16 protein-coding genes are annotated in these 13,570 nt (G+C 33.2%); 7 read left to right on the top strand and 9 right to left on the bottom strand.

The window, feature by feature from the left end; all coding sequences use genetic code 11:
• Positions 1 to 113: 113 nt before the first annotated feature.
• The 9 genes from ATE84_RS05325 to ATE84_RS05280 all read right to left on the bottom strand — a co-directional run bounded on the left by ATE84_RS05325 (position 114) and on the right by ATE84_RS05280 (position 7,922).
• Positions 114 to 2,528 carry an outer membrane beta-barrel family protein gene (locus ATE84_RS05325; RefSeq protein WP_101446470.1) on the bottom strand — a complete coding sequence of 805 codons (2,415 nt, stop codon included), beginning with the start codon at positions 2,526 to 2,528 and terminating at the stop codon, positions 114 to 116.
• Between the two features lie 225 nt (positions 2,529 to 2,753).
• Positions 2,754 to 2,999 carry a DUF2911 domain-containing protein gene (locus tag ATE84_RS05320; protein WP_101446468.1) on the bottom strand — a complete coding sequence of 82 codons (246 nt, stop codon included), beginning with the start codon at positions 2,997 to 2,999 and terminating at the stop codon, positions 2,754 to 2,756.
• Positions 3,000 to 3,120: 121 nt separating this feature from the next.
• A complete protein-coding gene (locus ATE84_RS05315) occupies positions 3,121 to 4,353 on the bottom strand; it encodes a C45 family peptidase (RefSeq protein ID WP_158237183.1) in 1,233 nt (410 codons plus the stop codon).
• Positions 4,354 to 4,363: 10 nt separating this feature from the next.
• Positions 4,364 to 4,825, bottom strand: coding sequence for a DUF4440 domain-containing protein (locus tag ATE84_RS05310; protein ID WP_101446464.1), 462 nt, complete (start codon positions 4,823 to 4,825; stop codon positions 4,364 to 4,366).
• A gap of 29 nt (positions 4,826 to 4,854) precedes the next feature.
• The gene (locus ATE84_RS05305; protein WP_143273576.1) at positions 4,855 to 5,049 is read right to left on the bottom strand and encodes a hypothetical protein; all 195 of its coding nucleotides are present in this window, start codon (positions 5,047 to 5,049) and stop codon (positions 4,855 to 4,857) included.
• 781 nt (positions 5,050 to 5,830) lie between these two features.
• Positions 5,831 to 6,403 (bottom strand): Crp/Fnr family transcriptional regulator, encoded by a 573-nt coding sequence (locus tag ATE84_RS05295; protein WP_101446458.1) that lies wholly within the window; start codon positions 6,401 to 6,403, stop codon positions 5,831 to 5,833.
• A 32-nt stretch (positions 6,404 to 6,435) separates the two neighbouring features.
• Entirely contained in the window at positions 6,436 to 6,795 is a 360-nt protein-coding gene (locus tag ATE84_RS05290; RefSeq protein ID WP_101446456.1) for a TfoX/Sxy family protein, read from the bottom strand.
• A 2-nt stretch (positions 6,796 to 6,797) separates the two neighbouring features.
• Entirely contained in the window at positions 6,798 to 7,514 is a 717-nt protein-coding gene (locus tag ATE84_RS05285; protein ID WP_101446454.1) for a DUF2461 domain-containing protein, read from the bottom strand.
• 45 nt (positions 7,515 to 7,559) lie between these two features.
• Positions 7,560 to 7,922: a VOC family protein gene (locus ATE84_RS05280; RefSeq protein ID WP_025665873.1), complete on the bottom strand. Its 363-nt coding sequence runs from the start codon at positions 7,920 to 7,922 to the stop codon at positions 7,560 to 7,562.
• Positions 7,923 to 8,014: 92 nt separating this feature from the next.
• On the opposite strand from ATE84_RS05280, the gene ATE84_RS05275 reads away from it, so the two are divergent.
• The 7 genes from ATE84_RS05275 (at position 8,015) to ATE84_RS05245 (ending at position 13,401) form a co-directional block, all read left to right on the top strand.
• A complete protein-coding gene (locus ATE84_RS05275) occupies positions 8,015 to 9,406 on the top strand; it encodes a hypothetical protein (protein WP_101446452.1) in 1,392 nt (463 codons plus the stop codon).
• Positions 9,407 to 9,540: 134 nt separating this feature from the next.
• Positions 9,541 to 10,365: a class I SAM-dependent methyltransferase gene (locus ATE84_RS05270; RefSeq protein ID WP_101446450.1), complete on the top strand. Its 825-nt coding sequence runs from the start codon at positions 9,541 to 9,543 to the stop codon at positions 10,363 to 10,365.
• Between the two features lie 48 nt (positions 10,366 to 10,413).
• On the top strand, positions 10,414 to 10,983 hold the full coding sequence (locus ATE84_RS05265; protein WP_101446448.1) for a trans-aconitate 2-methyltransferase: 570 nt from the start codon (positions 10,414 to 10,416) through the stop codon (positions 10,981 to 10,983).
• Between the two features lie 130 nt (positions 10,984 to 11,113).
• Positions 11,114 to 11,443: a helix-turn-helix transcriptional regulator gene (locus ATE84_RS05260; RefSeq protein WP_101446446.1), complete on the top strand. Its 330-nt coding sequence runs from the start codon at positions 11,114 to 11,116 to the stop codon at positions 11,441 to 11,443.
• Positions 11,436 to 11,894: an SRPBCC domain-containing protein gene (locus ATE84_RS05255; protein WP_101446444.1), complete on the top strand. Its 459-nt coding sequence runs from the start codon at positions 11,436 to 11,438 to the stop codon at positions 11,892 to 11,894. Before ATE84_RS05260 ends, ATE84_RS05255 begins: the two co-directional genes overlap by 8 nt.
• 232 nt (positions 11,895 to 12,126) lie before the next feature.
• Positions 12,127 to 12,897 (top strand): hypothetical protein, encoded by a 771-nt coding sequence (locus tag ATE84_RS05250; RefSeq protein ID WP_101450842.1) that lies wholly within the window; start codon positions 12,127 to 12,129, stop codon positions 12,895 to 12,897.
• A gap of 57 nt (positions 12,898 to 12,954) precedes the next feature.
• Positions 12,955 to 13,401, top strand: coding sequence for a GNAT family N-acetyltransferase (locus ATE84_RS05245; RefSeq protein WP_101446442.1), 447 nt, complete (start codon positions 12,955 to 12,957; stop codon positions 13,399 to 13,401).
• Positions 13,402 to 13,570: the final 169 nt, after the last annotated feature.

Here is a 13,570-nt window from a genome sequence, read left to right as displayed (position 1 = left end):
GACGACTCATAATTGTGGATAACGATCTTGTATATGAAATGTAGCGTGTAAAAAGACGCCAATAGAGATTGATCTCTTCATGACTCCTTTTGTTTTAAATATCATTCATTAATTTATCCATTATTGTTTGTTTGCCTGGCTCTGTTCAACTCATTTTGTATTTCTGATTGTCTTCGACGTTGCGGTTGAACGGTCTGTTTGCCAAAGCGCCATGTGAATGACAAAGTCGCAAAACGGGTATCTCTATAACTGGTAAAAGTGTCATCAAGGCTGCCAAACCGGGTTCTCCCCGTAGGGTATTGGTTCCAAAAGATATCATTGAAATTAAATCGAAGTGTTGCCTTATCCTTCAATATGTTCTTTTGGAAACCCAAGGAGACTGCAGATATAGTTTCAATCTTAGTAACGGTGGCATAATTAGGGAACAGATAAAAGGCATTCACCTGTAATCGATAACCCTTTCCCAAATTGAAGTTATGATTGGTATTCAAACTTACTACAGGATTGTTACGGTCAAAATTGAAGCCATTGATTTCACCATCAAAATCACTTACCGAAGCATTGATATTCCAATTGCTCTCCCACCAGTTCCAAAATCGGACTGGAAAACTGGCGACCAGGGAATAGCTTTTTAGTTTATCAATGTTTATGGGCTTTACCACTACGACCTCTTCGTCACCATTTCGAATAATTGCATTATTCAGGTTATCGGTGGTATAGCCTACATTTAAAGCAACATAGTATCGTCGTTTAAAGGTATAGTTCAGTTCTGATACCCAAGTAAACTGAGGTTGAAGAAAAGGGTTTCCTTCCCTAAATGTATTAGTATTCACAAAGGTTCTGAATGGGTTCAATTGCCCATAGCTAGGTCGGTCAATACGTCTTCCCAATGAAATGCCCAAAGCATGTTTTTCATTCAATGTATAATTATAGGAAGCTGTTGGAAAAAGGTTGAAATAATCATTTTTAAAAACGTTATCCGTGATGACCTGATTTCCCTTAATAAATGTATTTTCGGCCCTTAGACCCAATTGAGCATTCCATTTTTTCTTATTGATACTATAGCTTGCGTAAGCAGCATATATTGCTTCATCATAAATAAAATGGTTGCTCAAGTTTTCGTTTGGCACTATGGTACCATTCTGGTCATTCACATACTTTAGATCGTTATCTGCGGTTACCCAAGTATTCTTCCAACCGGTTTCAAATACATTACCATTCTTTAATGGCAAACGATAATCCAGTGTTATTCCAGCAAGATTTAAAAAACCATCCACATCGCCTAATAAAATATCTTGGGCAGTATCGCCAGTATCAAAAAATTCAAAATCAGAAACGAAGTTTTGATCCGAACCATTGGTATATCGGGCATAGTCTAGATTCAAGTCAATGCTTGACTTGTCCTTAAAGCGATGTCCAGCATTAAAGTTGGTCGTAAATTGGTTCCAATTCGATTTAATATTAGTGGTGGTCAGCTCTTCTGAAATTGAGGTTCTTTCAATATCAAACCCAAACACATGACTAGTAGATATATTTTTTTGTTGACTTCTGAGTCCTGAGAACAATAGTCCAATAGTTGTGCGTTCATTGGGGTTATAATCGATCCCCAAACGCCCGTTATGATTACTAATTGGTAGTTCAAAATCATTCTGCAGGTTATAATAGGATATGGGGTCGTCACCTTGTAGAAAAACACGATCAATCACAATCTCCTGGTAGCGGTTCATATCGGAAAAGGAATACTGTCCAAAAATGTTAAAATTTTCTGTTCTATGGTTGAAGTCGACGCTATTGTTCCATCTAAAATACTTCCCTTGGCCAGGGCTTAAAGTCAAACTCCCGTTGGTCCCATAAAGTTTTCCTTTTTTTGTCACAATATTGATAATACCCGCATTTCCTTGTGCCTCGTATCTTACTGATGGATTTGAGATAATCTCTATTTTTTCAATATTGGAAGAAGGAAGACTACGAAGAAGATTGGCTAATTGCTCGCCTTGTAATCGAGTGTCCTTGTTATCGATATATATCCTTACTCCACTTCTACCACTTAGTGAAATATTATCATCTTGATTTATAATGATCCCTGGAGACCTCCCCAACACCTCCAATGTGTTACTCCCCGCACTAACGATACTGTTTTCAACATTGACAACAAGCTTGTCTTGTTCCCTTTGGATAAATGGCTTTTGCACGACTACTGCTACTTCGTTCAACTGCTCTGCCGCTTCATCCAAAACAATGGTTCCCAAATCATCTGAAATAATTGAAGCAATCGTTTTAGTTTTAAACCCTACATAAGAAATCATTAAAAAGCAAGTTTCTGGTTCTTTCATTAAAAGATTAAAACTTCCTTCATCATCAGAAATGGCCCCTTTGACTAAAGTAGAATCGGTTTTTAATTTAGCTACAACATTGGCAAAAGCAATGGCATTATTGTCTATATCAACAACTTTTCCTGTTATATTTTTTTGCGCATTACCCCAAAGGCCAATTACAGACATGAGCAGTAGAATATTTTTTTTTAGCATAAGTTTTCTATTGTTTTTAAGAGCACATCTATTTGGTAGTATCCAAGATCGTACCCTGTATTGATTTTGTTTTTTAACAAGAAGTCCATTTCCGGTTGAGGTATCCCCAACTCAATTTTAGAGGTTCGTCTTTAAAAGTTAATTGTTTAAATTTTCCGTTCGATATTGTTTACTGATTTTTGTCTTACATTGAAATGTAACAGCAAAGTTTTCGATCTTTTTCCTTCATATGTTTTGTTGTTCCCATAAAAGGAGAATACAAAAGTTGTTGGCAAAAGGATTATTCATATTAGCACCAGCGTGCCACGCAATGGGGTTCCCATTTTGTGGTATTACATTGAGGTCATTCCAGATCTCTCTATTATTGGCCGACGGACTACTATAGTTAATGGTAATATCCGCAACTCCTAATTGCTGGGTTGGGGTATTTTTAATGTATGCAATTGTACGTTCATTAAAAATGGAGCACATAAAAACACCGCTATAAATATCTTATGGCCTTTTTTACACTTTTTCATTATACTTCATTTTATAGATAATTATACCGAGTTTTATATAAATACATTTTGGTTTTATAGCCAGGCATAATTAATTACTTCGCCTTACTAAAATCAACCCTAATGAATTCAGATTCATCTGGAGGCCCAGGAACGATTTGCAAGTACGGTTTTTCCGATAAGGTCATCACAACTGAAGCAAACGTAAAGCCTTGTCCATTTTTATTGTTGGTCTTGCAGACTGGGTTTTTGTTATTATCCTTTGATCGTAATGCGTTTATTAAAGATTGTTCTGTTACCTCTTTTTGAGTCGTCATTCGTTTTTCTATGGCTCTAAACCTATAATGACTATCGGTTTTTAAAGAGTTCTGTTCTTTTATTAAATCTGGATTATAAGCTTCAAACCAAGGTTTGAGATCATTGTTCATCAAGGGGTGATTGGTGTGGTATACGGTACCATTTTTGTTTGCCGGAATAAATCGGACTACCTTATTTGCAGATGCTTCAAAGTCGAATACCTCTCCTTGTATTCCAATAATGTAGTTTTGTCCAGAAGCATGTTTCACTTTACGGATAAAGTGCAGGACTTCTTTTTTGTTGCTAGTACCTATTATTTTCCTGATGATAAAGGCCACAGGTAATCCATTTGCGGCTGCCCTTAACTGTATCAAAGTATTAACGCAAACCCCAACTCCATTTTCGTTTAGTCCATTTAGGGCAATGAGCCCAGGATGCGTGAGAATAAGCTGTTCTGGTTGTTTTTTTGTCCGTTTCAATCGCATGAGCACCTGAAAACCGTCCGTATAATTTTCCAGATCCATATTTTGGGATAGATATCCGGGGTTTCCATTCAAGGCTGGAACTCCCATTCCGCTACAGTGGTGATTATGTATATTGTTTACGTATACCCAAAATTCATCTAAAAGATTTAACACAAATACATCCCTGAACTTTTGTTCTGAACCATCCGAAATACCAATAATTTCCTCGTAAAGCTCAGGGGTCCATTGTTTAATGGCTTTGGTGAAGTCTGAATATTCAAAAAAATCGGCAACCACTTTGTCCGCATCCTTACCCAATTGCTTGCTGGTATTTTTTTTCCATGCAGATACTATTGCCTCAATTTCTTCTTTTAATTCTGTGCCATGTTGCAAACCTAATTTATAACCTGTCCCCGAAAAACTCACCCTTTTGAGCGCTCTGTCCGATTCCTGAGCAAAACAACCAATCGAAAATAGTATACCTATAATTAGTAATCTTTTTTTCATTATTATAAAATCATTTAATTGCATATTATGGAGATATCTTACTATAGGTCTGTATTTCATACTTTGTTTTTTAATCCCAAACATATTTCCATGAACCATCTGATTGTTTTTTCCAAATGGTAAGATAGATCCCTGTGTATTTTTGTAATTCTCCATTTTCATCGGGAATTAGCCAGGTATAGTTCCCGTGGCTAAATGCTAAATCTGAAGATTTACTAACCATAATACGATTGGGTTCCCAATCCACTTTAGCATGGGAATACATCTTGTTATTATAAAAATTAAAAATCTGTTCTTTTCCGTGAAGCAAACGGTTGTTCCGATTGATTACACCATCATCATCTGAAAAATGTGTAAAGGCATTGGCAATACCATTGGTATTCGTCATTTTTTGAAAAGATTTCTCTAAATCATAAATCACACGTTGGATTGAATCCAATCTATCGTACAGATTGTTATCCAAAGAGGTTTCTTGTCCTTGAGCTAACCCAGAAAAAAATAAGAGATACAGTAGTGCTGCTTTTTTATACATGCGAATTGTTATTTAGTTTGTATATATTTTTAAGGTGTACTACTTGTTGCATAAGAATACGCAGGAGTATTGATGTATCTCATTAGTTTCCAATCACGCTCTTCTCCCTTTTCACCAGAAATTACGGCATATAAAGTATTGATGACGTTATCGATGGTGTTGGTTTTTCCTTTATATTTATCAATGAGACTCTGTGAATAGCCTATGATGGTTATCATAGACATTAAAAATGTTATTTGAGAGCGTCTTTTCCTATTTTTTAATTGTTTTTCCATGCCTATTGTTCAACATTATTTTTGGAAACGGTTTGAAGCATCTATAGTCTAAAATACTGGACAAGTATATTATCAATACAGATATTCACCTTCTTGATTTCGGAAATCTTAAGATGTTTTTAAAATAATCACATTCATAGTTTTAGCTTTTTTCTCTGGAAATGTTGCATCATTAAATATTTTGGGTTCACTTTATTTTCTTTATGTGAAGCGTGAATACGTTGAAAATAACCTTGCTATTTCCTTGTGTGTTCTCAAGTCAATTATTTTTTTCAGGAAGTATTCTTATTCTGGGTATAGCCATGGAATTCTTGAGATTGGCAAGCGCAGGAACCATAATCTGGATTTGTTTTAAATACTATGATAAACCAAACATAAAAAGAGTGCAACCTAAATACTATATGCATTTCTTACCTGCTTTTATTGGGAGTTTTGTTCTGTTAAAAAGGACTCTTGATTCTAGTCCAAAAGGGGGAGCAAAAGTCCAACAGCAATGTTAGACTTTTTTGCGTTTATAAGGTACTTAGCACTATCGTAAATAATCCATCTATAATCATAATGAATCTGGATCAAGAACAGAAGTTTTGTTTACGTAAATTTCTAGTTAATCTAAAAAGAAAGAGTTTTAGATTGCGTGTTCTAAATGCTTTTATTTTAGCAATGAAAAATCTTGCTGAAGCATTTTGTGCTTCAATTGATCTATACTTAATGGTTATCGTATGTTATTGTACTAAAAGCCTTTTGCTTTTACTTTACTTACAAATTCTGGCGACAGCCCTAAATAAGAAGCGATCATATATTGAGGAACCCGCTGTGAAAACTTAGGGTTACTTAACACAAATTGCTTATAAAGGTGTTCTCCTGAAAGATTACGAGTGTATTTCACTTTATTCATATGAGCAATATGAGTTTTTTCAGTGATTATCCTAAACAATCTATCAATTTTTGGAAGTTTAGCAGACAGCTCTTCAAAAGAATCCTGATCTAATTCTAACAATTCTGAATCTTCAATAGTTTGAATAAAATCTTCTGATGGACTTTGATTAACCAAACTATTATAATTCGTAAACCACCAGTTATCAATCCCAAAATTCAAAATTCGCTCTACTCCTTTTTCGTCAATATAGTAGGATCGTACACATCCTTTTAAAATAAAGTATCTCGCCCTGCAGATTTTTCCTTCTTCCAACACATACTCTTTCTTTTTGAATTTTCGTATTTTAAGATATTTAAAAAACAATTGCATCTCCTCATCCGAGATATCAATATAATTTCTAGCATAAGCAGTCAGGACGGTAATCATAGTCTATAAATAACTGCAAAATTAAGCAAATCCTATCTGTTCTTACTACTTTTTGCAAAAGGGTTAAAATCTAAACATAATTGCACCCAATACTCTAGGTCTTCATCCAAATCAAAACCATCGGGGGTAACAAAAACAAAACCTTTCATAGGTCTTCCTGTAAAATCCATGGGTTGGCACCCTTCTTTTTTCATAGCCTCTTCAGTTGCATCTATTCCTATTCGTGCCATTAGTAAATCCATTTCCTTTTTCTTACTATAATGGATTCCGCAACACATTTTATTATCGACCATAAAACATAACCCTCCCATCATTTTCTTTTCATAAAAATCTGCTTTTTGCTCTCTAAAAATTTGTCGAATGCGATCTGCTATAAATTCGTTGTATGCCATAGTTACTGAATTGCTTTTGATAAATATTCATTTACGGGGTGCATCGTTTGCCAATAGGTCATCATTTCTTCAACCAAAGTAGTACTACTAATCAGACTCGGAGCTTCTTCTCCAACAAAATAAAACTGCTTATTAGCAATTAAAGGTTCTTTTTCACATACCTCTCTCCATTCTTTGGGAATACGTTTCATTGTTTCGCCTTTAATTTCTCCAAATTTCTGCACAAAATCCTTATCCTCTAATAAATCTCTAAATTTCTTAGGTGACTTACTAATTGTGGTTCTTATATTATATAACTGTTCTTTTGAAGGGCCAAAACACCCACCCATTATACCTATCATTTCTGGTGAAAAACGTAAAAATATGCCCGGGATGCTTTTGTCCTTACGCCCTTTACTCGAAATAAAGGCTGTGTAATGCAAATTATAAGGAGATTTATCTTTAGAAAAACGAATATCTCTATTAATTCTAAGTATACAATCTTTAGGTTCAACTTGTAGTGTCGGTTCCAGTTGCTGTATTTCTCTTATCATTGAACCTACAAATGTCTCGAACGGTTTTTTCACACTAGCTTCATATCTTTTTTTGTTTTCATGAAACCAATCTTTATGATTATTCTTTGACAACTCTTTAAAAAAAGCTACAAAATCTTCTGTAAAATAATGCATCGGTACAGTAATTAAAATTAATAAAAAGAACAAATAAGTATCTCTTGCCACATTGAACCTTTTAGTTTTGCTCAATGTGACAAAACACACAAAATACTATTTCATAGAATGGAACGCCACTCTATTCCCTTCTGTATCCAGAAAAATAGCCATATATCCATTTTCTCCCAGTGAAGTTTTTGGCATTAAAATCTTCCCTCCTGCTTTCTCTACCCTAGCCAAAGGAATAGATAGGTCATCTCCCCCATTAAGATATGCAAATGTACCTTCTTGCGAAGGTTTATTGCCATTACCATGGGTAATGCAACCTCCTACGCCTCCATCTTTATAAGGAAAAAAAGCCATTTTAAAATCCATCTCCATAGGTTGTAGTTCGGCCTCTAAAAGCACATTATAAAATTGTATTGCTCTTTCAAAATTAGTGCTTGGTATTTCAAACCAGCTAATCGCATTTGACATGATGTTATAATTTATTGGTTTCTAATATCTCAAAGGTAAGTGATCATATGTGTCAAAAAAATTATACTTTTACAAAAACATAGGTTTCTAAAATGAAAAAAAACGAAGAGTTATTCTACCTCATCCAATCCTTATCTAAAAGTGAAAAGCGTTATTTTAAATTAAGTACACAAGGAAATGAATCTTCAGAATACCTAAATCTTTTTGATGCAATAGAAGCCCAAAAGGAATACAATGAGACTCAAATCAAAGTCCTTTTTAAAGACAAAGCATTTGTAAATCAATTAACCACAATAAAAAACTATTTAAAACAACGTATTCTTCAATCACTAAGGAATTATCATTCTAGGATTTCAAAAAATACGGAGCTTATGGACATCATTCGCAATGTAGAAATCCTATTTCACAAAGGTCAGTATGCCATTTGTTTAAGCGAGTTAAATCGAGCCGAAAAAAAAGCAAAAAACTTTCAGCAGGATGTTTTACTTTTTCACATACAAGATTGGAAAAGAAAGGTACACCAGGCACTATACCCTCAGGACTTTGAAACATTTAAAACCATTATCCAAAAACAAAAAGAAACACTTGAGTCTACTAATGAATATATCAGTCTTCTATTAGCCAACATAGACCCCACACAATTCTCATTATCACATAAGAAAAGTGTTTCACTACAAAACAAAACCCTTAAAACACTGCATAAATACAGAAAACAACTCCTTACCAAACATACAGATAAAGCAAAACAAACCCTAGAAGATCTGATCAAGGAATGGGAGCAAAACCCTGAGTTGCTAAAAGAATACTTTTCAATGTATTTTTCAGTAAACAACAACCTCCTAGGTTTTCTTGTATTCAAAAAACAATACAAAGAGGCGTTTGTAAGAATTTTACTTTTAAAACAAAAAGCACTTGCCATTGGCACTATTTCTGCAGCTTTGATTAAAGAAAAGTTAAGACTCTATAATATTGAACTTGAAATTCATAGAAACCTAAAAGAACTCCATACCACTCACGAGATTATTGATGAGATCCAAAATTTTATTGAGCTTCATAAAACTCTTGTCCCTAACAATTATTGGCTATCGTTTCGTTTTCAGTTTGCAAATATTTACTTTTTAAAAAAGGATAACAAAAAAGCATTACAATGGATCAATGATATCCTTAACTCCTCAACTAAAAAAGATCGAAAAGATTTAATCACCTACACCTATTGGCTAAATTTACTGGTTCATTATGAACTAGTAAATGGATTTACCCTACGGTATTTGATAAACTCTATGAAAAAACATCTTAAAAAACAAAAAAACATAGTTTTCTACGAAAAAATTATATTAAAGTTTTTATCAAAAACCGTCGAATATGATGCTATAGAGAAAAGAAAAGCTTTTACTGAGCTTAAAGAACAGTTCGAAGAGCATCCAATTCCTGGTCATATACTAGGATATGTTGATTTTAAAGAATGGGTATTTAGAAATTGCTAACTTCTTGAGAAAGAATCAAAAAGTGATGCATATGCAATGTCATAGTTTTCTATTACATCACTCCTTTTTACTATCTTAGTTTTCACACAACAAAACAGTGGATATACCACTTGTACTAATTTGAAACAAGAAGCATGGGAACTTTAACTTCACAAATTGAAAACCATTATTATCGACCTGATTTATATGATGATATTTTAAATCGCCTCAAAGAAATGGGAGTCGATATAGAAAATGTTAACCGAAAAGATATAGCTAGTGTCGATGAGTTTCATGTGAGAGGAGCAGAAGTCTCTCGCGAATTAGCAAAAACAGTTAGTGTAAATAACGCTAAACTATTAGATGTTGGATGTGGTATAGGTGGACCATGCAGGATGTTAGCTGATGAATTTAACTGCAAAACAATTGGTCTTGATTTATCCGAAGAATTTATAAAAACCGCAACTAATCTATCTAAGCTTGTTGGTCTAAATAATAGTACAGAATTTATTCAGGGAGATGCAACTAATTTACCTTTTGAAAACAAATCGTTTGATGTAGTTTGGACGCAACACGTACAAATGAACATTAACGACAAATTAAAATTCTACTCTGAAATAGATAGAGTATTAACTACCAAAGGAACCTTTATTTATTATGATATTTTCAAAAAAGGAGATCATCAAGTAGACTACCCAATGCCCTGGGCAAATGAATCAAAAATAAGTTTTCTTGAACAAACTTCTAACATGGAATCTATTCTTGATACGTTAGGATTAAAAAAAGAACGATCTTCTGACCAAACTGCTAACGGAATTATATTCTTTGAGAATCTATTAGAAAAGATAACGCAATTTGGCCCACCAAAATTAGGACTGAATGTCTTAATGGGAGCATCTACAAAAGATAAAATCACTAATTTGTTAAGAGGTCTTAAAGAAGAAAAAATCATCCTTCAGAGTGGAGTCTATAAAAAATAAAAACTAGCACCAATAACATCTGTAGTACATTAGAATTCACAATTAATCATGACAGGAACGTATTATAAAACAAAAGAATCAGTCGAAGAGTATATCAGATTAGCAAAAGATGCTAATGGAGAATTCTTAATTGAAAAACTTAAACAAGTTTTACCTTCCAATTCGACCTTACTCGAAATTGGTTCGGGCCCCGGTACAGATTGGAAAATCCTGAACAAATCATATGATATTACTGGTTCTGATAACTCAACCGAATTTCTGAATCATCTGATCTCCAAAAATCCCAAAGGAAAATTCCTTGAGTTAGACGCCATTACTTTAAAAACTGACAAAAAATTTGATGGGATTTATTCAAATAAAGTTTTACATCACTTAAATGATAATGAATTGATCGACACTGTTAAAAGGCAATATGAAATTTTAAATTCTAATGGAATAATATGCCATTCTTTTTGGAAAGGAGAAGGTTCTGAAGTTTTCAAAGGTCTTTTTGTAAATTATCATAACGAATCAACACTTAGAAAAGCCTATCTAAAGTATTTTGACATTCTATCAATCAGTGATTATAATGAGTTTGAGGATAATGATTCTCTTTTGCTAATCGCAAATAAAAAATAATAATCGCTCTCTACTTTAGCCACTACTCTCTCAAAATTAATTCTATTCGTTAATTACAATTTCTTTTGAAAAAAATTGAGTAACCAAATGATTACACTTATATTTGTAACCAATCAGTTACTTAAAAATTATGAGAAGAGATGTCTTTCAAGCAATAGCCGACCCGGTTAGAAGAGAAATTATAGAGTTACTGGCAAACGAAACATTGACTGTAAATACCGTAGCACAAAAATTTGACGTTAGTCGCCCCGCTATTTCAAAACACCTAAAAATCTTAAAAGAGTGTGGCATAATAACTATTAATAAGCAAGGGAGAGAACGGTTATGCCAAATTCAACCCAGAAACCTTATCCCCGCTTTCTTATGGATAGAACAATATCGAAATCTCTGGGAAGACAGACTGGATTCTTTCGAAAATTATTTAACCAAATTACAAACAAAAAATAAAGAAAATGAGTAATCAAAGTGAACCAAACAATCGAACTGTAACTCTAAAAAGAACCTTTAACGCCCCTATAAAATTAGTTTGGGAAGCCTGGATCCATCCCGAACATATCGCTCAATGGTGGGGGCCAAAAGGAATCAACACAAAAGTTATTGAACATGATTTTAAAGTTGGTGGTAAGTGGAAATATACTATGCAAATGCCAGACGGGAACGAATTCATTTCTGATGGTGTATATTTAGAAATTGTCGAGCTCGAAAAAATATGTTCTTCCGCAAACTTCAAACCCATGACAGAAGGTGTAGAAATACAAGCTCTATTTGAAAAAAATGGAGACAAAACCAATTTTACTTTTAATGTCATACATCCAACAGAAGAATATTGTGAACAACAAACAAAAATGGGTATTATGAATGGTTGGGGATCTGTTTTTGATAGACTTGGACAGTTTCTTGAAGAAAAATAAAATCTTTTATTAAATATTAGATATACAATGATCAATACATACATGAAACCACAAAAAAATAAATGATCCGGATTTATTATAAGGTTTGATATTATGTTATTTGATCTAAAGATTATGACAGTTCGAGTCTTAATGAAGTATTCAAAGCCATGCCAGATCTAACTCCCTTTCAGAAAACCTTGATATCGATTAAAACTATGTATATTTAGTATAAAAACAAGTATTAATGATCATGAAAAAAATATTCCTTTTGATACTGATCTCTTTTTTATGCTTCAAAATGTATAGTCAGGCAAAAACTATTCATGTATATGTAGCATTATGTGATAATGAGAATCAAGGAATTGTTCCTGTACCGAAAAAATTAGGGAACGGAAAAGATCCAAAACATAATTTATACTGGGGCGCTGGTTATGGAATAAAGTCTTTCTTTAAATTCAAGGCAAAAGACTGGAAATTGGTAAAAGATTTCGAAATGAATGACTCAGTCCTTCTAGATAGAGTTTTATTTAAACATGTAACTAAAAAGATCTATTTATTAGCTGATGCGTATGATGGCGCAAAAATTCAAACTTGTATTGAAGATTTTCTACAAGCTTCCAATGCTCAAAATCCAATTTTGATTGATATAGGCTCAGAAACATTAAAGTTTGGTGGAGGTTCTGATTTACTATCATACATCGGTCATGATGGCTTAATGGAGTTTAATGTACATATCCCCTACAAAGAAAGTGTTACAAAAAAGAGAGATGTGATAATTTTAGCATGTTATAGTCAAAATTATTTTTCAAAAGAAATAGAACAAGCAAAAGCAAATCCTATTTTATGGACTACACATTTAATGGCCCCCGAAGCATATACATTAAAATCAGCAATCGATGGTTGGATCAAAAATGAAACAGGAAAACAAATTGAAGAAAGAGCGGCTCAAACGTATAATACATATCAAAAATGTGGTATAAAAGGAGCAAGAAATCTGTTTACGACAGGGTTTAAAAATTAGTTTGCACCTATTTAACTGGAAGTGTTGAAAATAATTTATTAAATATATTACGTACAAATGAAAAATATTGTCACAAGTAAAGACAATTATACTATATCAACAGATAAAAATAAGTTGGATATCTCAATGATACATAATTTTCTAACCAATGAATCGGGATGGAGTGATGGGATTTCATATGATATTGTAAAGACATCAATAGAGAATTCTCTTAATTTTGGGCTTTATTCCGGGGATAAACAAATTGGTTATGCAAGAGTGATTTCTGACTATGCAACTATTGCTTATTTAGGAGATATTTTTATCCTAAAGAAACATAGAGGTTTAGGGCTTAGCAAATGGCTAATGGAAATTATCATGGAACACCCTGATTTACAAAATTTAAGACGTTGGATTTTACTAACAAGTACTGCTGAGTGGTTATATGAAAAGTACGGGTTTACAAAGCTTCCAAAACCAGAAATTTATATGGAAAAATTTGATCCTAATGTGTATGCAAAATAAACAACAGCGGTCAATACTATAAAAGTTATATGATGAAATACGTGTCTTTTAATATCAAAAAGAATCAACTTCCAGTCGTCATTTTTTCTACTATCATCAGCATTGGTTTAACCAATATAATTCATTCTTATAGATCCTGTCAAAATGAATAGATTGCTTCAATATTTTG

The organism is Aquimarina sp. MAR_2010_214 (assembly GCF_002846555.1).
GTDB lineage: Bacteria > Bacteroidota > Bacteroidia > Flavobacteriales > Flavobacteriaceae > Aquimarina.
This window is presented reverse-complemented; position numbering and strand designations above follow the sequence as displayed.

Coding starts and splice junctions, on each gene's coding strand:
- ATE84_RS05275 (WP_101446452.1), top strand. CDS start 8,015: ATGAAAAAAAACGAAGAGTTATTCTACCTCATCCAATCCTTATCTAAA.
- ATE84_RS05255 (WP_101446444.1), top strand. CDS start 11,436: ATGAGTAATCAAAGTGAACCAAACAATCGAACTGTAACTCTAAAAAGA.
- ATE84_RS05305 (WP_143273576.1), bottom strand. CDS start 5,049: ATGTCTATGATAACCATCATAGGCTATTCACAGAGTCTCATTGATAAA.
- ATE84_RS05310 (WP_101446464.1), bottom strand. CDS start 4,825: ATGTATAAAAAAGCAGCACTACTGTATCTCTTATTTTTTTCTGGGTTA.
- ATE84_RS05290 (WP_101446456.1), bottom strand. CDS start 6,795: ATGGCATACAACGAATTTATAGCAGATCGCATTCGACAAATTTTTAGA.
- ATE84_RS05325 (WP_101446470.1), bottom strand. CDS start 2,528: ATGCTAAAAAAAAATATTCTACTGCTCATGTCTGTAATTGGCCTTTGG.
- ATE84_RS05315 (WP_158237183.1), bottom strand. CDS start 4,353: ATGAAATACAGACCTATAGTAAGATATCTCCATAATATGCAATTAAAT.
- ATE84_RS05320 (WP_101446468.1), bottom strand. CDS start 2,999: ATGTGCTCCATTTTTAATGAACGTACAATTGCATACATTAAAAATACC.
- ATE84_RS05265 (WP_101446448.1), top strand. CDS start 10,414: ATGACAGGAACGTATTATAAAACAAAAGAATCAGTCGAAGAGTATATC.
- ATE84_RS05250 (WP_101450842.1), top strand. CDS start 12,127: ATGAAAAAAATATTCCTTTTGATACTGATCTCTTTTTTATGCTTCAAA.
- ATE84_RS05295 (WP_101446458.1), bottom strand. CDS start 6,403: ATGATTACCGTCCTGACTGCTTATGCTAGAAATTATATTGATATCTCG.
- ATE84_RS05245 (WP_101446442.1), top strand. CDS start 12,955: ATGAAAAATATTGTCACAAGTAAAGACAATTATACTATATCAACAGAT.
- ATE84_RS05270 (WP_101446450.1), top strand. CDS start 9,541: ATGGGAACTTTAACTTCACAAATTGAAAACCATTATTATCGACCTGAT.
- ATE84_RS05280 (WP_025665873.1), bottom strand. CDS start 7,922: ATGTCAAATGCGATTAGCTGGTTTGAAATACCAAGCACTAATTTTGAA.
- ATE84_RS05260 (WP_101446446.1), top strand. CDS start 11,114: ATGAGAAGAGATGTCTTTCAAGCAATAGCCGACCCGGTTAGAAGAGAA.